Origin of the sequence: Erysipelothrix aquatica (assembly GCF_009828775.2) — a bacterium.
Taxonomy (GTDB): domain Bacteria; phylum Bacillota_I; class Bacilli_A; order Erysipelotrichales; family Erysipelotrichaceae; genus Erysipelothrix; species Erysipelothrix aquatica.
In genome coordinates this window covers 1-24,384 of record NZ_WTSY02000019.1, presented here as the reverse complement: position 1 = coordinate 24,384, position 24,384 = coordinate 1, and the positions used below count along the sequence as shown (strand labels likewise).

At 39.2% G+C, this 24,384-nt stretch carries 26 protein-coding genes and 2 tRNA genes; 8 read left to right on the top strand and 20 right to left on the bottom strand.

Annotated features, from left to right (window positions below; all coding sequences use genetic code 11):
• Nucleotides 1–24 precede the first annotated feature (24 nt).
• Together GVV20_RS06540 and GVV20_RS06535 are read right to left on the bottom strand one after the other, a co-directional pair.
• Entirely contained in the window at nucleotides 25–1,917 is a 1,893-nt protein-coding gene (locus tag GVV20_RS06540; protein ID WP_159740608.1) for an LCP family protein, read from the bottom strand.
• Complete coding sequence (locus GVV20_RS06535; protein WP_159740609.1) at nucleotides 1,883–2,593, bottom strand: hypothetical protein; 711 nt, start codon at nucleotides 2,591–2,593, stop codon at nucleotides 1,883–1,885. The genes GVV20_RS06540 and GVV20_RS06535 overlap by 35 nt, the downstream gene beginning before the upstream one ends.
• Before the next feature lie 115 nt (nucleotides 2,594–2,708).
• Here GVV20_RS06535 and yfcE point away from each other — a divergent pair, with 115 nt between their 5' ends.
• Nucleotides 2,709–3,245 (top strand): phosphodiesterase, encoded by a 537-nt coding sequence (gene yfcE / locus GVV20_RS06530; RefSeq protein ID WP_159740610.1) that lies wholly within the window; start codon nucleotides 2,709–2,711, stop codon nucleotides 3,243–3,245.
• Between the two features lie 44 nt (nucleotides 3,246–3,289).
• On the opposite strand, the gene GVV20_RS06525 is transcribed toward yfcE, so the two are convergent.
• From GVV20_RS06525 to GVV20_RS06505, 5 genes are read right to left on the bottom strand one after another with little or no spacing between them, the layout of a single operon-like run.
• The gene (locus tag GVV20_RS06525; RefSeq protein WP_159740611.1) at nucleotides 3,290–4,111 is read right to left on the bottom strand and encodes a hypothetical protein; all 822 of its coding nucleotides are present in this window, start codon (nucleotides 4,109–4,111) and stop codon (nucleotides 3,290–3,292) included.
• Complete coding sequence (locus tag GVV20_RS06520; RefSeq protein ID WP_159637402.1) at nucleotides 4,105–4,806, bottom strand: ATP-binding cassette domain-containing protein; 702 nt, start codon at nucleotides 4,804–4,806, stop codon at nucleotides 4,105–4,107. The genes GVV20_RS06525 and GVV20_RS06520 overlap by 7 nt, the downstream gene beginning before the upstream one ends.
• Before the next feature lies 1 nt (nucleotide 4,807).
• A complete protein-coding gene (locus GVV20_RS06515; protein ID WP_159639469.1) occupies nucleotides 4,808–5,167 on the bottom strand; it encodes a GntR family transcriptional regulator in 360 nt (119 codons plus the stop codon).
• 54 nt (nucleotides 5,168–5,221) lie between these two features.
• Entirely contained in the window at nucleotides 5,222–6,862 is a 1,641-nt protein-coding gene (argS, locus tag GVV20_RS06510) for an arginine--tRNA ligase (protein WP_159740612.1), read from the bottom strand.
• Between the two features lie 12 nt (nucleotides 6,863–6,874).
• On the bottom strand, nucleotides 6,875–7,711 hold the full coding sequence (locus GVV20_RS06505) for a DegV family protein (protein ID WP_159740613.1): 837 nt from the start codon (nucleotides 7,709–7,711) through the stop codon (nucleotides 6,875–6,877).
• 103 nt (nucleotides 7,712–7,814) lie between these two features.
• Here GVV20_RS06505 and GVV20_RS06500 point away from each other — a divergent pair.
• Nucleotides 7,815–7,891, top strand: a tRNA-His gene (locus GVV20_RS06500).
• A gap of 47 nt (nucleotides 7,892–7,938) precedes the next feature.
• Here GVV20_RS06500 and GVV20_RS06495 read toward each other — a convergent pair.
• From GVV20_RS06495 to GVV20_RS06485, 3 genes are all read right to left on the bottom strand, one after another.
• The gene (locus GVV20_RS06495) at nucleotides 7,939–8,658 is read right to left on the bottom strand and encodes an ABC transporter permease (RefSeq protein WP_159740614.1); all 720 of its coding nucleotides are present in this window, start codon (nucleotides 8,656–8,658) and stop codon (nucleotides 7,939–7,941) included.
• The gene (locus GVV20_RS06490; RefSeq protein ID WP_159740615.1) at nucleotides 8,645–9,493 is read right to left on the bottom strand and encodes an ABC transporter ATP-binding protein; all 849 of its coding nucleotides are present in this window, start codon (nucleotides 9,491–9,493) and stop codon (nucleotides 8,645–8,647) included. The genes GVV20_RS06495 and GVV20_RS06490 overlap by 14 nt, the downstream gene beginning before the upstream one ends.
• Before the next feature lie 124 nt (nucleotides 9,494–9,617).
• Nucleotides 9,618–10,502, bottom strand: a complete 885-nt coding sequence (locus GVV20_RS06485) for a LytTR family transcriptional regulator DNA-binding domain-containing protein (protein ID WP_159740616.1) — start codon at nucleotides 10,500–10,502, stop codon at nucleotides 9,618–9,620.
• Between the two features lie 188 nt (nucleotides 10,503–10,690).
• Here GVV20_RS06485 and GVV20_RS06480 point away from each other — a divergent pair.
• Nucleotides 10,691–10,767: transfer RNA gene (locus GVV20_RS06480), tRNA-His, on the top strand.
• An 87-nt stretch (nucleotides 10,768–10,854) separates the two neighbouring features.
• Here GVV20_RS06480 and GVV20_RS06475 read toward each other — a convergent pair.
• The 5 genes from GVV20_RS06475 to GVV20_RS06455 form a co-directional block, all read right to left on the bottom strand.
• Complete coding sequence (locus GVV20_RS06475; RefSeq protein WP_159740617.1) at nucleotides 10,855–11,412, bottom strand: hypothetical protein; 558 nt, start codon at nucleotides 11,410–11,412, stop codon at nucleotides 10,855–10,857.
• Between the two features lie 2 nt (nucleotides 11,413–11,414).
• A complete protein-coding gene (locus tag GVV20_RS06470) occupies nucleotides 11,415–11,771 on the bottom strand; it encodes a hypothetical protein (RefSeq protein ID WP_159740618.1) in 357 nt (118 codons plus the stop codon).
• Nucleotides 11,758–12,891 (bottom strand): SPFH domain-containing protein, encoded by a 1,134-nt coding sequence (locus tag GVV20_RS06465; RefSeq protein ID WP_159740619.1) that lies wholly within the window; start codon nucleotides 12,889–12,891, stop codon nucleotides 11,758–11,760. Before GVV20_RS06465 ends, GVV20_RS06470 begins: the two co-directional genes overlap by 14 nt.
• Nucleotides 12,892–12,903: 12 nt before the next feature.
• Nucleotides 12,904–14,166: a hypothetical protein gene (locus GVV20_RS06460; RefSeq protein ID WP_159740620.1), complete on the bottom strand. Its 1,263-nt coding sequence runs from the start codon at nucleotides 14,164–14,166 to the stop codon at nucleotides 12,904–12,906.
• A gap of 113 nt (nucleotides 14,167–14,279) precedes the next feature.
• Nucleotides 14,280–14,714 (bottom strand): GNAT family N-acetyltransferase, encoded by a 435-nt coding sequence (locus GVV20_RS06455; protein WP_159740621.1) that lies wholly within the window; start codon nucleotides 14,712–14,714, stop codon nucleotides 14,280–14,282.
• Between the two features lie 115 nt (nucleotides 14,715–14,829).
• Here GVV20_RS06455 and GVV20_RS06450 point away from each other — a divergent pair, with 115 nt between their 5' ends.
• The 3 genes from GVV20_RS06450 (at nucleotide 14,830) to GVV20_RS06440 (ending at nucleotide 16,784) form a co-directional block, all read left to right on the top strand.
• Nucleotides 14,830–15,843, top strand: a complete 1,014-nt coding sequence (locus GVV20_RS06450; RefSeq protein ID WP_159740622.1) for an NTP transferase domain-containing protein — start codon at nucleotides 14,830–14,832, stop codon at nucleotides 15,841–15,843.
• Between the two features lie 111 nt (nucleotides 15,844–15,954).
• On the top strand, nucleotides 15,955–16,551 hold the full coding sequence (locus tag GVV20_RS06445) for a TetR/AcrR family transcriptional regulator (protein WP_159740623.1): 597 nt from the start codon (nucleotides 15,955–15,957) through the stop codon (nucleotides 16,549–16,551).
• Nucleotides 16,551–16,784, top strand: a complete 234-nt coding sequence (locus GVV20_RS06440) for a hypothetical protein (RefSeq protein WP_159740624.1) — start codon at nucleotides 16,551–16,553, stop codon at nucleotides 16,782–16,784. Before GVV20_RS06445 ends, GVV20_RS06440 begins: the two co-directional genes overlap by 1 nt.
• Before the next feature lie 20 nt (nucleotides 16,785–16,804).
• On the opposite strand, the gene GVV20_RS06435 is transcribed toward GVV20_RS06440, so the two are convergent.
• Nucleotides 16,805–17,677 carry a LysR family transcriptional regulator gene (locus tag GVV20_RS06435; protein ID WP_159740625.1) on the bottom strand — a complete coding sequence of 291 codons (873 nt, stop codon included), beginning with the start codon at nucleotides 17,675–17,677 and terminating at the stop codon, nucleotides 16,805–16,807.
• A 107-nt stretch (nucleotides 17,678–17,784) separates the two neighbouring features.
• Here GVV20_RS06435 and GVV20_RS06430 point away from each other — a divergent pair, with 107 nt between their 5' ends.
• Both GVV20_RS06430 and GVV20_RS06425 read left to right on the top strand, forming a co-directional pair.
• On the top strand, nucleotides 17,785–19,200 hold the full coding sequence (locus GVV20_RS06430) for a pyridoxal phosphate-dependent decarboxylase family protein (protein ID WP_159740626.1): 1,416 nt from the start codon (nucleotides 17,785–17,787) through the stop codon (nucleotides 19,198–19,200).
• Nucleotides 19,201–19,228: 28 nt separating this feature from the next.
• Nucleotides 19,229–20,152, top strand: coding sequence for a GNAT family N-acetyltransferase (locus GVV20_RS06425; RefSeq protein WP_159740627.1), 924 nt, complete (start codon nucleotides 19,229–19,231; stop codon nucleotides 20,150–20,152).
• Nucleotides 20,153–20,170: 18 nt separating this feature from the next.
• Here GVV20_RS06425 and GVV20_RS06420 read toward each other — a convergent pair whose 3' ends face one another.
• From GVV20_RS06420 to GVV20_RS06405, 4 genes are all read right to left on the bottom strand, one after another.
• Nucleotides 20,171–20,935, bottom strand: coding sequence for an ABC transporter permease (locus GVV20_RS06420; RefSeq protein ID WP_159740628.1), 765 nt, complete (start codon nucleotides 20,933–20,935; stop codon nucleotides 20,171–20,173).
• A gap of 1 nt (nucleotide 20,936) precedes the next feature.
• The gene (locus GVV20_RS06415; RefSeq protein ID WP_159740629.1) at nucleotides 20,937–21,716 is read right to left on the bottom strand and encodes an ABC transporter permease; all 780 of its coding nucleotides are present in this window, start codon (nucleotides 21,714–21,716) and stop codon (nucleotides 20,937–20,939) included.
• A complete protein-coding gene (locus GVV20_RS06410) occupies nucleotides 21,713–22,675 on the bottom strand; it encodes an ABC transporter ATP-binding protein (RefSeq protein WP_159740630.1) in 963 nt (320 codons plus the stop codon). The genes GVV20_RS06415 and GVV20_RS06410 overlap by 4 nt, the downstream gene beginning before the upstream one ends.
• Before the next feature lie 127 nt (nucleotides 22,676–22,802).
• A complete protein-coding gene (locus GVV20_RS06405) occupies nucleotides 22,803–24,173 on the bottom strand; it encodes a multicopper oxidase family protein (RefSeq protein ID WP_159740631.1) in 1,371 nt (456 codons plus the stop codon).
• Nucleotides 24,174–24,384: the final 211 nt, after the last annotated feature.

Below are 24,384 nucleotides of genomic sequence, written 5' to 3'. Positions count from 1 at the left end.
TTTCATTAAATTACAATTTCTGTGCTAACGGTTCGTTGGCTTTTGAGCTTGATTAGACGAGCTTGAATTATTGTTTGTTGAATCTGTACCTGAGTTATCGTCAGGTTTTTGATTCTCATTGTCCGTATCAGGATCGGTTTCCGGTTCTGTTGGCTTCGTAATTGGCGGTTTTGTTTCTTCCACCGCCTCTTCTTCGTTATCAGTCGGACGTTCTGTTTGTGTATTCTGTTGAGAGCCGTTCTGATTATTTGTTTGTGGTTCTCGAGTTTGCTCTTGCTGTGTCGTTTCTTCACGTTCTGACACTGGCAATCCTGTCGGACCGTTTGGTGACCAGAATAGTCCATCAAATGGTTCTAAATCTGGATTCTGAGTGAAGGCATCATAAGGCTTTAAGAATGTAAAGCCAAAGGATGTATCATTTTGCAAGCGCGGTTCTTTTTCCATATTCTGATCGATTAATGTGCGAGTGTTATTGACATATGTGGAGTATGGACGAACAACAGACGCATCCCCCACGAAATCTGGAATCCCTAAAACTTGTGATTGTGTAATTCTAAATGTATCCATAGGTTCAAGTGGTGATGATTGAATGCTTTGAATTGCATAGCCCATGAGACCTGTCATATCACTCACTGACATGTTCGTCGAAATGTTATCTTTTGCACCATCAAGAACATTTACAAGTGTATTTGGATTTCTGGTGTTGATAATTTTCTTTGCAACTTCTTGAATTACATATTGTTGGTTTCGTTGACGCGCAAAGTCACCATCAGGGAACGTATGACGTTCACGCGCAAAAGTAACAACTTGCTTACCATCTAAATGATTGAGACCCTCAGGTACTGTGATATCGTCATATTCTACTGGATTTGACCCTTCAATTGGGAATGATCCTGCAAATTGATGCGGTGATTCAATGTCAAGTCCGCCTAAGGCGTCCACAATCTTAACTAATGCATAGAAGTCTGTTTCGAAATAGAAATCCACTTGGATATCTAAGAAGTTTTCCACAGTATCAATCATACATTCACGGCTGATGCCTCGGGCATGGTTGATTTTATCTGATGACTGTCCAGGGTAACATGCAATTGGAACATAACTGTCACGAGGAATACTTGTCATCGTAGCTTTCATTGTTTGTGGATTAAATGTTGCAAGAATGATTGAGTCAGATAAGTTGTCATTGTTTCCCAGCATAAGCATGGTAAACGGTTCTTTAATAACATCGACACTAGAAATATCTGATGTTATCGATGTTGAAAATTGAATAATCGCTTTAGATTGTTCAAACGGATTCACCGGTGCATCGACTGTTTCCGCAACACGTGTATAGTTTTTTGGTAATACAGCAAATGGAATTTCTTTATCAATTGCTGCTTGTACGAGTTCTTTGTTGCTTGGATACTCAACGAACTCGACTGTCCGTGAGTAACGGTGAACTGTATCTTGCATAAGTGGAGCAAATTCTGGATTTGTACTTGTAACAAAGCCAACACGTTTTCCATCTAAATCATTTTCTGTCAACGTACCATCAATAGATACGACGACATATTCGACATTTTCTTGACCTGTCGTATTAACAATTTGATTAATGAGGAAATCCGTACGGTAAAGGTAGTATGTTGCAACACTTCCCACGGTTATTAGAATTAACCCAAAGACAACCGTTACGATGCGAAATACGCGTTTATTTTTTGCATATCCCACAAGGAATGTAATATTAAGAAGTAATGCAAGAATTACAAGAATTCCTACTGCCCACGTAAAGTACTCCGCATGAATCTTCATATAGTTACCCACAATAAAGAGTAATGCAATAACAAGCCCGTTAGCGATGAGTGCTACACCCATACCAACGTATACATTATTCCATAATGAAAATTTAGGCTTGGTTGTTGGTGTCTGTTGGTTGTCCATCAGTTACCTCCACGATTGAGTATAAGCCATCGGTATCTTTTACGATTGTTATGGTTGATGATTTTTGGAAGTCTGCGGTTTTCACTGCAGTCGCATCTTTGTAAGTCCATGTGATTTCGACTTGGAACGCATCAACTGTGATGGCTTCCTTCGAGATTTCACCGTCTGAATCTGTTTCTTCTTCTTGCATTAAGAATTTGACATTCTTTGTTGGTTTCGTCGTTGACTGATTGACCTCCAACGTATTGGCAATATCTCCTTTTTGAAGGTAATAGTTCATATCACCATAAATATTATCAAGCGCTTGATCAAACACTGGTTTACGAATATCTTGGTGAATAAACTGGAGTCCCCCAACATCGTTAAATTTTGTTTTGTTTGTCCATGTGTAAAAATCCGCAACAAAACTCTGAGCTACAAGCCCAGCAATTTTTTGATCATCACGTACGTCTTGGTTTAATGCATCTGATAATTGATCATAGATTTCCTTTTGATGTGGTGTCGCGTTTTTACGTAATGTGTAAAAATTATTCTGACTTACGGTTCCCACACCGGAATTATTCTTGTTTCCTTGAAATCCCTTCATAATGTAAAAGCCCCCAACACCCATAATTGCAAGTGATAGTATTGTTATAAAGAGCACAAGTCCTTTTGACTGTTTGGTTGTATTTTTCATATGTTCACTTCCTGTAGTTATTTTAGCATACTAAGACTTGTAGTTTATGTCAATTTCGTGAATTGTGTTACACGACTTCACATTTTCTTTTATAATAGTTTTAGGAGGTATTACGATGAATACACTAATTATTTCCGATATCCACGGAAGTCACCAACGGTTGCAGGATGTTTTAGCAACACCTTTGCCTTTTGAACAAATGATTTTGGTCGGTGATTCCCTCTATCATGGTCCACGAAATCCAATCTTGGATGACTACAATCCACAAGCTGTTGCCGACTTATTAAATGCCGTCACAGTTCCGATTTTAGCGGTGCGTGGTAATTGTGATGCTGAAGTCGACCAAATGTTGTTGAACTTCCCAATGATGCAAGATTACACACTCACGCAACTCAACAACAAAAAGATATATATTACCCATGGACATTTGGTAGACCCGAACACGTTTGGTCCTCAATCAAATGCCGATATTTTCATTTCAGGTCACACGCACATTCCCGTTCTCGAAAAATCCGGCAAAACACTGATGTATAATCCCGGATCAATTGCACTTCCTAAGGGCGGACATCCCAATTCTTACGGGTACCTTAGTGATTCATCATTATCAATTCTTACGTTGGACCACAAACCTTACATGACCTTAGATTTTTAAGCACATAAAAACTCCGATATTGCTACCGGAGTTTTTCTTTTATCTTAGTTTAAAATTTCGAGTTTGTTATTCCAGAACCAAATTGTACCAACACCACTAATAATGATGAAGATGACATCTTTAATCAATGATATTACTTGGTATGAATTTGATATTCCACCACCTGTACCGTTTTCAATACTGATGATGTCAAATCCGGAACCTGGTAACATGAGGTTTGACAAAATAGAAATTAAGAAGTAAATTCCGATAAATAATACAAACGTTAACAAACCACGATTGTTTCTGAATCGGCTTGAGTTCGCAATACTTCCTGCAAACAATAATACGGTTACCCATAAGATTGTTTGTGTAAATTGCCCAACAACGATGAGGAATGATGCAAAGGTTGCATTTCCTTCAAAGATAGCTCCGAATAAGAAACTAAAGATTTGGGTAATTTGACGCCACATTGAAGCATCAATGAAGAAAATACTGATTGCTCCAAAGTAAATGGCAAAGATTCCCGCAAATGAGATGAGACTCCAGAAGGATGCTGTAATTGTTTTTGCAATAAAAATCTCTGTTGAAGACGCAGGGTATGTAAATAAGCGATAGGCACTTTTCTTATAAATACCTTTGTAAAGCATATCAATGATTGCTTTATAGGTAAGTACAACTGATGCAATAATCATGGCATAAATTACAAGCATCGATACGCCCAAGAATATAGATCCGAATGTCGTAAGTTCGAGACCACTAGCTACATCTTTCATTTGGAATCCAATTATTACTGCAAAGACTGCACCAATAATCGTCATAATGAGCACTGGCAAGAATGATTTTGCTGTTGCTTTAATTTCGTTTTTTACAAGTTTGATTACCATTTGAACACCTCACGGAATACATCATTAACCGATGCATTGTACTCTTCACGTAGATCATCACAGTTTCGGTGAAGGTGAATTTGTCCTTCTTTAAGGAAAACAACTTCATCCAAGACTGGCTCAATATCAGCAATTAAGTGCGTTGCAATAATCAATAACGCATCGTTTGCATAATTACCAAGAATTGTATCTAAAATTGAATCACGTGATGCCGGGTCAACCCCTGCAATCGGTTCATCAAAAATATAGATATCAGCTTTTCTTGACAAGCACAATGCGAGTTGAAATTTCTCACGCATCCCTTTTGACATTTTGGATACTGGCATCGTTGGATCCAGTTTTAGTTTTAAGAACAAGTCTTCTAACACTGCCATGTCAAAGTCAGGGTAGATATCTTTATACAGTTTTGCTGCATTGATTCCTGTAAGTGTTGGTTCTAAATATTCTACATCTGGTAAATATGAGATTTTTGCTTTTGAAATTGCACCAATTTCATTACCTTGGACTAAAATTTCGCCATCAAAATCTCTGAGTAATCCCATAATGGATTTAATCATCGTTGTTTTTCCGGAACCGTTTGGTCCACACAAACCGATAATCTTACCACCGTCTAATTCTAAATTAATGCCTCGAAGCACAGGATATGATCCGTATTGTTTCGATACATTACGCATACTTAAGAATGGTTGATTCATATTATTCCTCCCACACCAGTGTGACTGCTTCTAAAAGTGCCTCACTGCCTATATTTAAATCTTTCGCCCTTTGAACAAAGTCAACGGTTAAATCGTGCGTAAGTTTCTGTTTCAATTCTTGAATTTTAACTTCATCCTCTGTCACAAATTTTCCATTTGTTCTATCTGTGATGATGAATCCATCACGTTCTAATTCTGTTAAGCCCTTTTGTACTGTATTGGGATTCACCTTAAACTTAAGTGCTAAGTTACGAATCGAATCAATACGTTCCCCTGGTACAGCACGGCCTGATGCTATTTCATATTGAAAGTAGTCAATTATTTGTCGGTAGATTGCTACCGTACTCTTATTTAACGACATGCCATGACCTCCTTGTGATACTTATATAATACACTGATACACTAGGATGTGCAACTACATTTGTTCAGGTGCTGAAACCCCAACAAGGTTGAGTGCATTTTTTAATGTAATTTGTGTTGCCACAAGTAAGTTTAGACGTTGTTGTGTTAATGCTGGATTGCTTGGGTCATTAACTTTAAGTTCTCCATAGAAACTATGGAAGTATGCCGCTAGTTCTTGAATATAATTTGTTATTTTATGAACGGTACGGTTTTTGGCAGTGTCTGCAACCACTGAACTAAATTCGTTGATGTGTTTAAGCAATTCTACTTCTTTTTGATGCGTCAAGAGATCAATAACTTCAACACGGTTGACATCTCCTGCCTGACGCAGAATTGATGCAATACGGGCATGCGCGTATTGTGCATAAAATACTGGGTTATCATTTGATTGTGTTCGAGCAAGACCCAAATCGAAATCAAGTGGTGTTTGTAGTGCACGGCTTGCAAAGAAGTAACGGGCTGCATCAACACCAATATCATCAATTAAATCGACAAGACCTACAGCATTTCCTGTCCGTTTAGACATCTTAACTTCTTCCCCGTTTTCCACAAGGCGAACCATTTGAATAATATCAACATCCATGACATCTTTATATCCAAAGGATTCGAGGGCTGCGTTCATACGTGGAATGTATCCATGATGGTCGCCACCCCAAAGGTTTAGCAAGCGTTGGTATCCACGCTCCAGTTTATAGAGATGGTAAGCAATATCCGGTACAAGATATGTGTAAGACCCATCTGATTTGATTAAGACTCGGTCTTTATCATCACCATATTTTGTTGATGCAAACCATAATGCATCATCTTTTTCATAGGTTTCGCCGTTAGCTTTCATTTCTTCTAGACGACGCACAACACTTCCGTTGTCATAAACGGATTTTTCACTGACCCATGAGTCGAATGAAACCCCAAATTTACCTAGATCACGTTCAATACGCTCCAGTTCAAACTCAATACCGATTTTTTTAAAGAATGGTTCCCATTCTTCTTGTGGTTTTGTGAGCCATGCATCACCTTCACGTGCAATAACATCTTGGGCGATTTGTTTGATATCTTCACCATGGTATCCATCTTCTGGCATCACTGCTTCAATACCATATGCTTGTTGATATCGCGCAAACAAAGAATGACTCAACATGGTGATTTGGTTTCCGAGGTCATTTACGTAATATTCTCGTAGAACGTCGTATCCTGCATATGTCATGATACGTGTTAAGGAATCACCCCAGGCAGCACCGCGTGCATGTCCAACATGTAACTGTCCTGTTGGGTTCGCACTCACGTACTCTACCAAGACACTCTTTCCTGCACCAACCGTTGAACGACCATAGTTATCTTTAGCATCTAAAACTGTGTTGATGACATCACCCAAAACGGATGGTTTCATGAAAAAGTTTATGAATCCTGGCCCTGCTACTTCAACATTTTGGATCATTGGATTTTCCGCAATTGCTTCTGTGATTATTGTTGCTATCTCGCGCGGATTTTTTCCTACTCGTTTTGTTAAACGCATCGCAATATTGGAAGAATAATCTCCCATTTCTGATTTGTTTGGAATTTCTAACATAACTAAACCTGGTTCATTTTCGATACCAAATGCTTCAGCTATGATATTTTCTAGTGCTGCAACTAGATTTGTTTCAATTGAATTCATGATTTACTCCTTTTAAATAATTTTTTTGTACGCTGCGATTGCAATCGATCCGGGTCCTGTGTGCGCCAAAACGATTGGATACAACAGTTCACGGATAACTGTTTGTCCAGTTATCTTCTCAACATCATCGATTGTTTGTTGGAGTAACTTTGGATCGCAGTCACCATCTAAAACAACCCAATGGTATGCTTCTGGATTACGTCCTTCCGTTACTTTTTCAACGCCTACTTTCACTGCTTTTTTATGGGTTCTGACTTTTTCTAGCAAGTCAATTTCGCCATTCGCAACTTTAAGTACCGGAATGATTTTAAGTAAGTTCGCAATTGCTGCTGCTGTTGGCGTAATTCGACCACCGCGTTTTAGATATTGAATATCTTCCGGAATCAAGGGTGCGAACATATCCGCATTGTGTTCCACATGGCGCTTAATCGCATCCGGTGTCATCCCGTTATCCACCATCTGTTTTACATCTTTTGATAATAAAAGTAATGGAGCAGCCACAAACTTCGAATCAATTACAGTTATCCGTCGATCAAAGTCATCAACAATACTTGAGACCGTTTGAAATGTTCCGCTCAACTTACTTGAAATAGGTAGAAAGATAATATGGTCATATGTCTTCAAAAGTGTTTCAAATTGCTCCATCATAGCACCTAAAGGTGGCTGAGATGTCCCAACAACTGAACCACGTCGCATTGCTGCAATGAGGTCTTCACGTGAAATCCCTTCTTCTTCCATATATTCTTTTCCATCTATGGTTATTGGCATACGTGCCACGTAGATTCCGTATTCTTCAGCTTGGGCCTTAGAAATTCCCGCGGATGAGTCTGTGATCACTGCAATTTTCATCGTGTTTTTCCTCCATTATTACAGTAACTATATCATATTTCGTTATTTTTAATATACCCTATTTACAAACGATTTTTTATGGGCTATAATGTCAAAGCATATGGCGGTCGTGGCGAAGTTGGTTAACGCACCGGGTTGTGGCTCCGGCACTCGCGGGTTCAAGTCCCGTCGGTCGCCCCATGATAAAAATACAAGCTCCCTTGAAGAAGGGAGCTTTTTTATTATGTCTAGTTATCGAGTTGTTTTCGTTTGTAATAAGTCGTAAATGCGAGTACAGCGATGATAATCCATACAATCATTGATCCAAACCCCAACCAACTCGGATACACCAAGCTTGGGTCTACTTCACGAAATAGCATGAGTGTGATAGGACCTGTCGGTAAAAACTTACTGATTGTTAACACTACAGGGTTATCACCCATAATGGAAAACATTGGTGCTGCCGTCAATAACATAACAGGTAATCCATAGATTCCAACAGCTTGTTGATTTGGTGCAATCAAACCAATAATCGAGCTGATAAACAATAATGAAAGTACTGTCATAAAAACCAACAATATATAATAAGGTAAATAACTCATGGCAACTCCCACAATGAGGAAACACACGACTTGTATTAATGTAAAAAGGATCGTGACAACAATCATCTTGCTCACTAGGAATTCAAATCCTGATACATCTGATAGCATAAGTGATCGTAGGGTCTTTTTTTCTTTTTCTTCTGCAATGGACATACCCATAGAAGAGGAACCTAGCATCATTAAGCCCAGAACCGTAATCATAATTAAGATAATCATATCGGCTTCGGGTCCTGGTGGCATCGGTAGGATGGTTGTATAAAAAACTGCAAAGATTACTGGCATAAGCATGATGACCAGGAAACTTTTATTGCTGAATGTTAGTTTAAAGTCTTTTTGAATGAGTGCTTTCCATTTACGCATTGTCATAATTATCTCTCCCTGTTACTGCTAAGAATATTGTTTCTAAGTTAGGCTCGATGGAATGAATTGTGTTAATAATTTTAGTTTCATTCGCAAGTTCTTTGAGCCCTTGTTGGTCTTTAGTTACCCGTTTGTGTGTACCGTCGTTATAGTGAACAACAACTTCATTTTGGGCATATTTTAGTTTCAGCGCTTCGGATGTTCCCATTTCAACAATTGTACCGTTATCAAGAAATGCGATACGATCACACAACTTGTCTGCTTCTTCCATTGAATGTGTTGTTAAGAAGATCGTCGTGCCATTTTGGTTAATACGTTGAAAAAGTATATGAATATCAGCCGTTGTTTTCGGATCCAAGGCTGCGGTTGGTTCATCAAGGAAAAGCAGTGCTGGCTGATGAATGAGGGCGGTAGCGAGGATAAGACGTTGTCTCATACCGCGAGATAGCTTTTTAGCCAGTGTTTTCCGATCATCATAAAGACCAATTTCTCTAAGCAGTTGATCGACTTGTTTTAGGTCAACATTTTTTAGATTTGCGAAGAATTTCAAATTGTCGTATACACTGAGTGCATCATATACATCATTACTGTCTGTCATAATCCCAAGACGATCATAGACCGATGCATTATGATTTTCTAACGGCTTCCCAAATAGTTCAATTGTATTTGGACTAACACGTAATTGTTTCGTTAGGGCTTTAATCGTTGTAGTTTTACCCGCACCGCTCGGTCCTAAGAAACCAAATATTTCACCTTCGTACACATCAAAGGACATGTGTTTCAAAACTTTTTTAGTGTTGAATGTGATTGATAAATCGTTAATGGATACGATTTTGTTCATACATAAACCTCCTGGCTTGTTTGCCTAAATCCAGTATAGAGGTTCCATTTTCTTTTTTAAGGTTATTTCATCGAATGGCGCAAGAAACGCAGTGAATACTGCAGAAGATCGGCTCAGTGGCGCATTATTGCCCTGAGTGGAGCACGGCTTTGAACTCACTATAGCGGCGCTTGCTGAGTGGAATTTCCACATCACTTTGGCCTGATAAGACTAATACATAACTGTTACGGGTCCATTGTTGGATTTCCGTAACTTTTGGAATACTAACCAAATACGAGCGATGGCATCTAAAAAATTGATATGCTTGCAGTTGTGTCTCCAGCTCTTCCAAAGTGAACTGGGTCGGAATCAGCGAGTTTTTTACATAGAGATGCGTCACTGCATCGATGCTCTCCGCATAAAAAATATCTTGAATATCAATAACATATTCATTGCCTTTACTCTTCACGACAAGCGTATTGTTAGTTTGGATGGTTGGCATGATATTTTGGACCGACTCATAAATTGGCATAATTGTATCGTTACGACTGTAATATAAATTACCAGGCATCAAACAGACATTGCGAAATGATGGGGATGTGGTTATGACCCGTGTTGTTTCACTGATTGTTTCAAGTGCACCTACGATTATTTTGGCTGATTCTTTATCGAGGTTTGCGAGAGGGTCTTCAATAAGAATGAGTTTGGGATTCATGAATAAAGCCTGCGCAATCATAAGCCGGCGTTTAACCCCTGCTTCAAGTTTCGATACTTTTTGTTGGGTATAGCGATGCAAATCAAAACATGTCATAACATCGTAAACATCGACAGAAGCGTTATTAATATCTTTATAAAAATTCAAAAGTTTTCCGACTTTCATAAATTCATACATGCCATCATCAAATGCTACTGTAATCAAATTTGATTGTGGCAGTTTTTTTTGAATTTCGAGAAAGGTGTCATGGTCGCATTCAATATGGACTGATGGTACGCCTTCATTAATAAGTTGGATTAAATCAAAATTAGTCATAATTATTCCCCATTCTATCGTTTATTGTATCAAATATTAGGATGCTTAATGGTTCTTTTTTTTCTGCTTGGGTCATCACTCAAGAGCATCGTTCCGCGATCAATTTTCAAATCACGGACAATCATTCATTTTTTTAGTATTTTTTGTTTACACTGCAACTTATTTGGGCTATAATGTCAAAGCACATGGCGATCGTGGCGAAGTTGGTTAACGCACCGGGTTGTGGCTCCGGCACTCGCGGGTTCAAGTCCCGTCGGTCGCCCCATGATGATATTCAAACACGCGATATTCCGCGTGTTTTTTTATATTCTAGCAAAAATACAACCCACTCAAGGTATTGAGTGGGTTATTTTTATTGATGATCATACACAAGTTTACGACCACAATATTCACATTCTCGTGTTTCGTTTTCTACAACTTCATTTCGCGCACCACAACCACTGCAACGAATTACTTTCCGTTGAATCTGTTCTTTAACCGATGTCACGAAAGCACCTTCAATCGTTCGTTCTTTCGTGTTCAAATGAATATTTTTGAGAAAGCCATCATTAATTAATGTGTTAATCTCACGAATAATTGTTGTTTCTGATTTTTCACTAGCTGTCGCAAGTTCGTGAAGTGTAAACATTTCATTTTGATAAATCCAATAATAATACTGATTATACATATCGATTTGTAAGTTATAGCGTGTTGCTCGGTATATCATGAGAAGGCCCACGGCAATAAAGACAAATGCAAAATATCTTCCGATCTCATAACTATAGTAATAATCACCAAATACTTGTTGATACCATGTAAACATACCAAACGCATAGACGCCAATTCCCAAGTTTCTCAGGGCCTGTTTTTTAAGTACCTTACCAGATTCACTCCGTCGTAAATGTTTTTTTCGATCAATGAGTTTCGCCATAGCTATACCTCATTATTCCCGGTTGTGCTAATGACTAAATAAGGGATAATGACACCACCAAGTAGTGCTGCTTCGCCAATATGTAAAATAGCTTCACTAACATTTGGAATGGCGTATATAATTGTCGCAAAGACAATTGCTAATAGTACATATACAAGCATCACTGGCATTACCGCTATTTTGGTAAGTGTATTTTTTTGTAGGGATTGGTAGGTCAAACCTGTCGCTAGGAATTCGGCAACCAGCACCCAAACAACGAAGCTGGATCCAAGTAAATCAGTGAGCACACCCACGAGGACCGTGAACGCGATACATATGATACCCGCAATCAATGCTACATCTGCTTTACGCTTCATCATCTACGACCGCCTTTCCACAATCAGGGCAGAATTTTGCATCTTGCTTGAGGGGTGCATCACATGCCGTACATTTATTGTGCAAACTTTGTCCACATTCGTGACAGAATTTTTGGTGTTCACCTACGACAGCGCCGCATGTACAACGATGTTCTGGAGCTTGTAGAATTTGAGCACAATTACCGCAAAACTTATCTCCTTCGTTCACAGGGTGGTTACAGTTACTGCATGTTCGGGTCTCAGTTTTCAAAACACTTTGCGTAACTTCATTCATTGCGGCACCCAGATTTTGTCCAACCGCACTTCCTACGCCCAAGCCAATACCGGCTCCCATGAAACCGCCGGTGCTGCCTTCATTTTGTGCAGCGCCAACTAAAGCATCAAAGGTTCTTTCTTCTTTATATTCATAACCAATGATATCCATTTCAGCACGTTTTGATAAAGCCTGTTTCAATCGAACAACGCCTTCATCGTCATCATCAGTACTAATGTCTTCTACGTAAAAATTCAATAATTCGATGCCATACGCATCAAATTCTGACATCATTTGTTGTTTCATAAAGGCAGACAGTTCTGTCAGGTATGCACCTAAATCTAAAACTGGAATTCTTTTTTCAATTAAGTAGGTCGAAATTTCATCCTTAACATGACTGGTATACATCCCTCTGAAATACTTGGTGATATGTTCTCGACCAAAACTTGGTACTGTTCCAACCATCTTTTTCAAAAATGTCTTCGGATCGTTTATTGTCATCCCAAACTGCCCATAAGCACTTACTGGCACGTAAATTCCATATTTCGGATCTTGGATATTCACAGGCGTCTGTGTTCCCCATTTGACATCCAATACATGTGCCATGTTGACATACCATATTTCAGCTTTGAATGGTGATTCTTTACCAAATGGTAAATTGATGATTGCATTCAACAACGGAATATTTTCAGTATTAAGCGTATGCCGTCCTGGTTCATAAATGTCATAGGCCTTTCCACCTCGAAAAAGTACCGCCACTTGTGACTCATTCACGATGAGTTGTGATTTTGTTGAAAGTGCATCATTTGGAAACTTCCATGCGAATTCTTGATTATCACCCTCGTATTTTACGATATCGATCATTGCCATATTATTTTCCCCCTATTGTTCTAGCTTGAGTTCACCTTCAAGCAGAATGTCCTTTCTGTCATTTGATAAAATAAAACGGTATGTTTCATTCGGAATGAGGGCATTGGTCCCGCGTTCATCCCTAGAAAACTCAAAGATTAAATCTGCGGTACCATTCGCTTCAACTTGCATTCGCGTTGAAACCAAATAACCCGTTGATTTGAAATTGCTCGATGCCAAGTCCAATGATGCGGTGAGAACTTGTGTATCAATCGAAGGCATTCCTAAATTCGTGAGGCGAACCTTCACAGTCTGATAGTTTGTCTTCCCATGTAAATACGATCTGTTTTTACGTTTCGAAATATAATATGGACGGTATTCAGTATATCCCTCTTCAATTACCTGTACTTCAACAGCCAAAGTCTCTTGGCTATTGGTGATTGTTACATTGGGTTCATAATGAGTGGATACTTTTGAAAAACTCGATGTCCGCTTCGTTTGTTCTGTTGGTAAGTTCGTAACTGTTTCGAGATGGGATGCCATGACAGGTTCGACCATCGGTAATTCAATGACTTCAGATAGTCCCATCAGGTTTCGCGCATCTAATTTGGATGTATCCACAACATCTGGCATACTGATCCAGTAACTTCCCTCAAAATAGAGTTGGCGGTATGCTTCTGCTGTGAGTGGATACAGCAAATAGCCTTCATAGGTTTGATGCTGGTCGACTTTTAATTTGTCGTCCCGGCCAAAGTTTCCTATATTGTTAGGAATCTCGAATTCTTCATTTCTTAACGGTCTGGTGAAATCTGAAACATCACCATAATGTTGATAAAAATTGTCTATTGATATTGGATTATCGCGCCTATTTGCAATCTCTAAACGTACGATTACAAAGTGACTGGCTTTATTATATTTATAGACTGATGTTAACGGAACATGTTTTTCTGTTTGAAATAGTTCGTATCCCTTAATGCACAGTGAAACATCGTTGGTATCGTAACAATACGGTGTTTCGAGCTTAAAGTGTACATCTTTGACGGATGCACCTTTTTCTTGTGACAATAATTCGTAAAACGCATTAAAATCGTAACTTCCCGTGACATTATTGTAGTCGCGTGTATTTTTGTAAAACGGTGTTCGCATCGAATTGGGACGTTCATCCCAGAATGTATATCCGACTAACACCAACGCAATAACCAGGAGCATATTAAAAAGCTTATAGTTCGTAACCCATTTTTTAAAGGCCTTGAATGAAAATTCAAGGCGTCCTTTTGAATTCAGTATTTTACCCATATTCTTACCCCAATACTTACTATTAATTTGTATGATAATCATATCACAAAATCTTGACAAATATTAAATCACATAAAAATCTTCCACCACAAAAAAAAATAAGCATAATCTGCTTATTTTTCCATATGAAGAATAGGGTACGGATTACCGTTATCATCTACCGCACTACGACGTACAACACGATAGCCCATCGCTTCATAAAATAAGCGTGCATTGGGGTTATCTTCGTTCACATCCAGTGTTTTTACGCCCATCGTTTCCATGGCCGAGAGTAACTTTTTACCAATACCTTTACCAAAGTGATCAGGATCAACAAACAACATATCCAAGTTATCACCCTTCTGTGCCGCAAAACCTACACACTGCGAGTCCTCATACGCCCCAATCACACTATCTGTGTGTTCAAAATATGTCGGAATCATCGTTTTAAATTTTCGATAATCTCCGACCTTGAGAAAGTCATGAGTTTCAAAGACTGACCGTTCCCAAATCCGAACAAGCATCGCAATTTGTGGTTCGCCCAAAGTTTCTATACGTTCAATTTTCATGATAAGCTCCTTTCTTACAGTATATCAAACTAGACCCTTGATGCGTGATTGAAGTTCATAATTGATTGGTGTAAGATATCCATAGAATACAAGGGCACTGCCTCAAGGAGTTACTATGAACGCTACAGAATTTACATACTTACGAAATGCTTATGAAAACAAACTTCATACTTCCGATTCACAATCACAACACTTATTTGAATTGGGATTTATCGATGCTGATCGAAACATTACAGATGCTGGTTTAAATGCACTCGAACCTTATAAAGTTGATAACGCCGTTATTATGGCTGCAGGTATGGCATCACGATTCGCACCACTTTCTTTTGAAAAACCAAAAGGACTTCTAAATGTTAAGGATGAAATTTTAATCGAACGTCAAATCAAGCAACTTCAGGCAGTTGGCATTACAGATATTACGCTAGTTCTCGGTTATAAACATGAATTGTTTGAGTACCTCGCTGAAATGTTTAATGTCAAGATTATCATTAATCATGATTTCAATCGCTACAACAACACATCCACACTCATGCTTGTCTTGGACAAATTGAAAAACACCTATATTTGTTCATCCGATAACTATTTTACAGAAAACGTCTTTCACGCATATGAACTTCATGCAACATATCCTGTCGTTCAACATGACGTTTCTGAAGCGGGCGAGTACTATGTCAACGCTGATGCAGATGGAAAAATTCTTGATGTCGTCATCGGTGAAGGAACTTGGTGTATGTTAGGCCATGTCTATTATGACCGTGCTTTCTCAACAGCGTTTGCCGAGCTGCTCGTTAAAGAGTATGAAAAGCTCGAAACTCGTGAAAACCTGTGGGAAAAACTCTACATCCAACATATCGATGCTTTCGATCTTCGTGTGAAGCACTATGAAGATGGTGTCATTCAGGAGTTTGATGCCTTACACGAGCTCCAACAGTTTGACTCACGATACCTCGAAGCAACAGATAGTCCAATCCTTAATGACATTATAAACACGCTTAATGTTACGCTTCGTGATATTCAAGACATCGAGGTCGTTAAAGACTCTTCGTATCCTCTCGCATTCACATTTACTGCCAATGGTGTCGCTTACCTATATGAATACAGCGCAACACCTGCAATCACTCACCAATAATCAACACAACCACCACATCATGGTGGTTTTTTTATACTTGAATTATGTTCCATTACATCGTATACTTTAATTATGAATATTGAATTAATTATATTCATGATTGGAGGAACAATGAAAACTGGACCTAAAGGATTCACCGACGGAGAGAAACAAGCACTACGCTCAAGCTTAGTAGAGGCGTGTATCCAATCTTGGATTGACAAAGGTTACACAAAGACAAGTATCGCTGCCCTTACCTCATCAGCCAATATTGCTACAGGATCATTCTATTTACTCTTTGAGAATAAGGAAGAACTTTTTTATGAGTCATTCTTGAGTATTCAAAACGATTTATCTGAACGTGCGCATGACATCACCCACCGCCAACCAACGCTTGAAGGATTCATTGCTCTCAATATGATGCTCTATCATGAATATGACTCAAAGCCTTTTCTGTATACGTTTAACGATCACGACTTTAAACTGTTCTTGAAGAAACTTGACCCGCTTCAAGTGAATCGTCTCTTTGAAAGCAACTACTCAAGTTTTGAAGATGCGCTTGAAACCTGTGGACTTACCTCTATAATCTCAGATACTTTTACATTTGACACATTGAACACACTACTTTCTACACTTAGAAGCGGCCATGAGACCACAACAAATAAAGCCGATATATATGAACTCATGCTTCGGGCCACATTACCACACATCACAAAGGAGAAGAAATAATGATTCGCGAAATAAACCAAAAAGTAGATGCAATTAACAAGAAATTAGGAATTACGATGCCGCTTCCTAAAGATGATAGCGAAAGCCTTCGAAAACACGCAAAAATCAATGGCACAGTTGCTACAGTTCTACTTGGAACTGGCGTCCTCTTTAATTCAAAAGGCTTACTTGTCCTTTCTGCATTAGCCGGAATTGGATCTTACTTCACATATCGTGAAAGCAAGCATGACTAAACACCACTTATCGTGGTGTTTTATTTTTTTGTAATTGTTTCTAAAAAGTCTTTCATTCCTTTACTTAAAAATTTCTTTTCATGAACCATAACTTGACGCCACATCGTGACATTGGGAATATCTACATCCACAATATTTAACGCATGACTATCAACATCATCTTTCACAGAAAAATATGGAAGGTATGCAATTCCAAGTCCTTTTTTGAGAACCTTTGTAATGATGCCAATTTCGCCAACTTCCACAATCGCGTTGAGATCTACCGATTCATGTGCAAGGTGACGTTCGAGTTCATACCGGTACGCTTCGCCTTTTTCTGTGAGTAAAAACGGATAATCACTAATTTCATCTAAAGCATATTTTTGTGCTTTAATGTTTGGATCTTTTGTCACAAAGTAAATGGGCTCCGGTTCTCGCATCATGTTTACAAGTTCGGGCTCATAAATGAGTTCGTCAATCGTGTACATGATATCTATCTCGTTGCGGTGAATCATATCTGTCAAACTTTTAGTCGTGCCTATAATTATTTTTAATTCAACCAACGGATACTGTTGACTGAATGTATATATAAAATCCGGGAAAAAATGACTTCCCAATGACCCTACGGTTCCAACACGGATGATCGTCTTTACTGACTCTTCATCATTTTTGAATGATCGTGCTCGGTTAAAAGTACGTAAAATATCATTCGCATAAAAGATAAATGCTTCCCCATCTTCTGTTAACCGAACTTTGCGATGAATACGGTCAAACAACTTCGTACCGAGTGTTTCTTCGAGTTGCTTAATTTGTATCGTAATAGCTGCTTGTGTGTAACCTAGTTCTTGAGCTGCCTTACTAAAACTTTGTTTTTCCACAACCTTAACAAAAGATTGAATGTGTCGTAAATCCATAAGCACCTCCTATAAATGCAATTTATATGTCACATTAATTTGTTTAATTTTTCTTATGTATACGGACATGGTATATTTAATCGAAAGCATTGTAAAGGAGTTCCCCCATGAAAAATTTAAATCTAACTGAAGACCAAGCAGTCTATGAGGCAGCGCTTGCGTTTATCAACACCTATTTTAATGATACAACTGATGCGCCGGCGCGTAGTGTTGCACCTGACGACATCATTGCATACTTCGCCAACCAAACCTTTAGCAAAGAAGGACGAAGCGTCGATGCAGTCGTTCAAGAATTACTCACAGACGTTTACCCACACATTCTAAAGCAAGACCATACTCGTGCATTTGGGTTTATCCCCGGACCTGCATCAAAATTGTCATGGTTAGGCGATGTCATGACGCAAGCGTTTAATGTCCATGCAAGTAACTGGATTAACAGTTCATCTGCAAGTACTATCGAAGAAAACGTCATCCAATGGTTAGCCCAACAGATTGGATTTTCTGAAAAAGCGGGTGGTGTCTTTGTCTCAGGCGGTTCAATGGCCAACTTGACAGGCGTTATTGTTGGCCGTGATAAGGTATTATCCGAAGACAATCGTCATCTTGGTGTTGTATACCTTTCCGACCAAACTCACCATTCCGTAGAAAAAGCGTTGTACATCATCGGGTATACGCGCAAACAATTACGTTTTGTTCCCACAAATAGTGCGTTCCAAATAGACGCCCATCAGCTTCAAACAATGATTGAACAAGATCTATCGAACGGCCTTGTCCCAACGACAATAATTGCAACCGCAGGAACAACCAACACAGGTACTGTAGACCCACTTCATGCCATCGCTGATATTGCAGCATCATATGGCATTTGGCTCCACGTTGATGGTGCCTACGGTGCATCGTTCTTGTTATCCGCGACACAACGTCATCATCTAGAAGGTATTGAACGTGCGGATAGCGTCAGTTGGGATGCTCATAAATTGCTTTTCCAAACTTATAGTTGTGCCATGATTATCGTCAAAGATAAACAAGACCTTCTCAACAGTTTTAGTGCAACACCGGAATATCTTCAAGATATTGATGGCGGATCGGTTGACTTTTCATCACTTGGAATTGAGTTGACTCGCCCTGCTCGTGCCTTAAAACTTTGGCTTACCTTGCAAGTTCTTGGTACGGATGAGTTTAGCCGTCGTGTTGACTATGGGCAAACATTAGCCGAACTTGGCGCCTTAACACTTAGTACCATGGAAAACTGGGAACTTGTCTCTGGACCACATTTCGCAATCATTAACTTCCGTTACAACCATCCAGAGTCTTCAAAAGAAACAAACGATGCATTAAATGCAAGCATCGCTAAGTCAATCGTTGATTCTGGTTATGCGGGCGTGTTCACAACTGAGTTGGAATCAAAAACAGTAGTTCGTATGTGCAGCACCAACCCTGCAACATCTGAACATGACATTATAAGTACACTCGATCGCTTAAATACATATGCACAAGAATATGTTGCAGCGTATAGTGCATAATTTGTATACTTAAGGCAGAGGTGACCTTATGGACTTACAAAAACTATTTCGAACCAAACAGCAACAAGAGCAAGATGCTCAAGATTACTTCAAGCACGTTTTCCCTTTCGGAGAAATTCACCAAAAAACCATTGGCGATTTACTGGATACACGCATCAAACACGGCGCTCATATTGAACCCAATTTGATGTATCATTATCTCGTCCTCAAACAACAGTATCTTGAAGTACCGGACACTGCACCCACTTATCCGACAGAATTTAATGTTTTAAGTGCAGAAGAATTATCAGTCTTTCAAACAATACTGTCGATGGATATAAGAGCTCAATCCATCGATGACATCTTAACGTTATCAAAACGGATTGATGGCGAAACAACCGAAACTATTTTCGAAAATAAACCAACACTAATCGGTAAAAATATTCAACTTCGTCGTTTTCAAACTGAGGATATTCCACGAATGATTGAAATCATCAACATTCCCGAAGTGACCTTTTTAACCGGAAGTGCCTTTACATCAAAGGATGCTCAAAAAGCACCAACCGAAGCAGATCTTCAACGGTATACAACATGGTATCAATCACTACCTAGTGCAACAGACAGACTTGATTTAGCCATTGTCGCAAACGGAATTGTTGTTGGGGAAATCGTTTTGAACGAATGGGACGAAATCCTGAATATTTGCAATCTTCGAATTCTTATGGACCCAGCACATGCAAACTTTGGTTATGGAAGCGAAGCAATTCAACTTCTATTAGACTATGCATTCGGAACCTTAGGACTCCATCGTATTGAGTTGGATGTCTTTGACTTCAACCCGAGAGCCCGTCATGTTTATGAGAAACTAGGCTTCACGCATGAAGGAACTAAACGGGAAGCATTCCGCTATGATGATGTTTGGTATGATATTCACTACTTTGGTTATTTATTAAAAGACTGGCAATCACAATAATGTGATACCAGTCTTTTTTTATGAGCCCGTTGATCGGTAGTGATGGCGACCCCAGCGCCACATTAACAATGCAGGAATTACGAAAAGAAAGCACGCAAGCGGTGTCCATTGAAAGTATGTCGGAACATCGCGTCCAAGCACAACCAATAATGGATAATACTGAAAACATGCCAAAGGTAGGATGAACGTCAGTACTTTCAGAATATTTTTTCCATACAAACCATATGGCACTTGTCCAAACTCACGACCACCATCCGTTAATATATTAAACACTTCCAAAGAATCAGTCGTAAAGAAACTACAGGATCCATAAATTATAAATAAAGAACCAAAAAGAACGACCCCAGACACAACCATGATTGCCAGTAACCAGATATGGTACAGCACTACAGTCTGAGAGACCACCACAAGAATAATACTCGCAACCACAATTCTTCCCAACCGACTTAATTCCATTGTGCTCCCTATGACCTGAAGCAACACATTTTGAGGTCGGACGAGGATACGATCAAATTGACCGTTCCCCAACAACCGCGGAAATGTATCAAACCCTCGAAAGACACATTCTGCAATTGCAAATGATAAAGTTACAACTGCACCCGCAAGCAAAATTTCTGGTGTACTGAACCCCGCAACGGTCGTAACATTGGTCGCTAAAATAATAACTGCAAAAATGCCACTGAATGTTAACAAAGCCTGCCCTAAAGATAACGCAAGAAATGCAGTTCGATGTTGTAATTGTGACTTAATATGCATTGCAACAATTTTAAAATACAGTTTCATATTATCCTCCCACAATTTCGAATGACTTGAGTTTGTACTGCATTGCAACATACCCCGTACCAATCAGGACACAGGCCCAAAAGAATTGAATGCTCAGTGTTGAAAGAGGATCTGCAAGCCCAAGATATAGATTAAATGTAGCTGTTTGCAAACCATAAAAGAAGGTTAATTTGAGGATGTTTTGGAATGCAATCGGAAAGAACGCATAGGGAATGCTGCTTCCAGAAAACATTTCAAACAAAGCAACAAAGAATGTTCGGATGCCCAGTGATGACTTCGTATGCATAACAAAGACATACATCCACATTGTTATCGCGACTTCAATTGTGACTGTAAGTGCTAGTGAGAGAAGAAACCCTAAGAAGTGGGTAGGTGTTGATGGTAACCGTAATGTAAAGGGTTCTGGTAACCACACTGCAATCAGAAGAATTGGCGCAAATCGTAATGCACAACGAGACAGCCGATGGGCCACATTGCGAACAAACCACAGTGTGTAGAGATTCACCGGTTTGACTGCTTCATAAGCGACATCACCATTTTCAATCGTTTCGAATACACTACTATCCAGTGCCCAAATCGCAGTTAAGGCAAGTAACGCTTGATTAAGCCACACATACGTTGATAAATCAGTGGGTGTCATCGTACTACCGTTAAAGACCCCTAACATCACAATAAGCATAAAGCCCCATGCAAATTGGGTTATCATTCCCGATAGGGCTGCAGCACGGTATTGAAGACCCGCTTTAAAACGTATTTTAAAAAACGATAGATACAGTTTCATATTTGATATGCCTCGTACGCCTTGACGATAATATCATCTAAAGATGTGCTTACAATTTCCATATCCACGATATCAACTGTATCACTTAGAACGCGGACCGCATCACTGACGGCACCGATAACACGAAGCGTTGCTGCTTGGTCGTCTTGCGACTCGATAACATAGCTCGAATGCTCCATGAGCATGCCATTGAAACGAATCTTGATTTGCTTTTCAAGTTCATACTGATTTTTAAGCATGCGCATCGTACCATCAAATAAAATACGCCCTTTACCTATTAATATAATTCGGTCGACTAACGATTCGATATCTTGCATATCGTGAGTTGTTAAAACGATTGTCGTTTCAAAGCGTTTATTGATTGATTTAATAAATTGGCGAACTGCTATTTTTGAAGGTGCATCCAACCCGATTGTTGGCTCATCTAAGAATAGCACCTTTGGATTATGAATAAGTGCGGCTGCGATATCACATCGCATACGTTGCCCAAGGCTTAATTGTCGAGTAGGTATTTTTAACAGGGGTTCAAGCTCTAAAAGGGCTGACAACTCCGCCAATCGCTGCCGATAATCTTCATCCGAAATCGCATAGATATCTTTGAGTAGTTCAAACGAATCAATAACAGGAATATCCCACCATAACTGTGTCCGTTGGCCAAATACAACCCCAATTTGTTGGGCATGCTCTTTTCGCGAACGAAAAGGATCACGACCGTTGATGGTGCATGATCCAGTATCTGGTTGTAGAATACCTGTCATTATTTTAATCGTCGTACTTTTCCCCGCTCCATTTGGACCGATGTAACCAACAATTTGACCCTTGGGAATGGTATAGCTAATATCGTCTAAAGCCTGAATGATTTGGTACTGACGATTGTAAAGGGCACGGATTGCTTCTTTGATGCCACCCTCGCGGATAGGTACTTTATAAGTTTTAGAAATATGCTCTATTTGTATCATAATGCCTCCTTAATTTCTAAATCAAAATTAAGGGTCATTACACACCGAGAAGCGGACCCATAGTGGAAGTATCATATCATAAATTTAAGCTTGTTACTATATTTTTAGTAACCCACTCAAGATCTTTTTATTCCACAATAATACTTGTCATCATACCACCGTCTTCGTGATCCAAAATATGACAATGGAGCATCCACTCACCAGGGTTTTTAAATTGGATGGCAACATCTATATAGCTCCCCGCTGGCACATCAACGGTATCTTTCCACACTGTTTTTTCAACAGCTTCACCATTCACACTTAAGATTTTAAAATGAGCACCATGGATATGCATCGGATGGTTGTTCATACGATTTTCATTGGTAAAACGTATACGGTAAACAGTATCTTTTTGCAGATTGAACGATTCCGTATTGGGGAAAACCTCATCATTTAATGTCCACTCATGACCCATGCCACGACTCATGGTTGAACCCATTCGTATTGATACATTGGGTTGTTGTGGAATTGCAGTTTCATCGATTTGATAAAGCGATGGTTGTTGATTTGTGATTGTATGAGGATTACCATCCTCATTTGCCGCATAAATCAAAGGAATCTTAAAGCCTTGATTACGATCATTGGTGATTGCAAATGTCTCATCTGTATTTCCTTTATGGGTTAATTCAACATCATAGCGCTCTCCTGGTGCAATTTCCAATACGGTTGTTTTAAAAGGCGTTTCAAGAGGCATCCCATCTGTATGCGTTACATTAACCTCAAATGGAAAGTTGATGACTGTACTCTTCGCAGTTGCTGCCTGAATAAATCGTAACTTTACTAAATCCGTATTATTAAAAGAAATCGGCTCAATTTCAGATCCTGTTTTGCCATTAACTGTATCTGTATCACCTTCGATTTGCATATGTCCACTGACTTGATTTACAGCCCAGTCATCTATCACTAGGATTTGATCTATCGTATACTTTGCATCTTCTGGTTCCAAAATAACCAACGGTCCATACATCCCAAAATCAACTTGGTCTCGAACTGGACGATTATGCGAATGGTACCAGTAGGTCCCTTGATAGTCAGGCGTGAACTGATATTGAAAAGTCTGTTGACGGTTTATCAGTAAAGCAGGACCGTCTTGATCATTGGGCAAGGATAAACCGTGCCAGTGAATATTCGTATCTGTTTGCGTTTGATTCTCCACATTCAATGTTAGTGCAGTATCTTTCTTTACAACTATCGGATAACCAGCAGGATAGTCATTATTGTCCTTATCGGTATACATATAACGATTCAAAGTTTGCGAATTGAATGTTTGCGTTGTTTCAATCACTTTGATGTCATGCGTTGTATCTGTTTCAGAGACTGTATCATAATCAATTCGATATGGATCATGTTCCTTTGTTTGAACCGCTTGCTTTGGTGCTTCTATAGGCTCCGTTTCTTGGCTTTGGGTGCACCCCACTAGCAAAACCATTAGTAATAATATTGTCGTTATTTTTTTCATAGTTCACCTCGCCAATAGCATACACATCAAATAGGGCAAAAGTATGACATAAAAAAGAAACGGCTAAAGTCGTTTCAAATTTTCAGGTTCTACATATTCTAGTGTTGGTGAGAAATCATCAACACTTTTTAATGCTTAATTTCGAACATAATAAAAGACATAGATGACAAACACGATATACTTAGGTTACTACACTCCAAGAAAGGTGCTA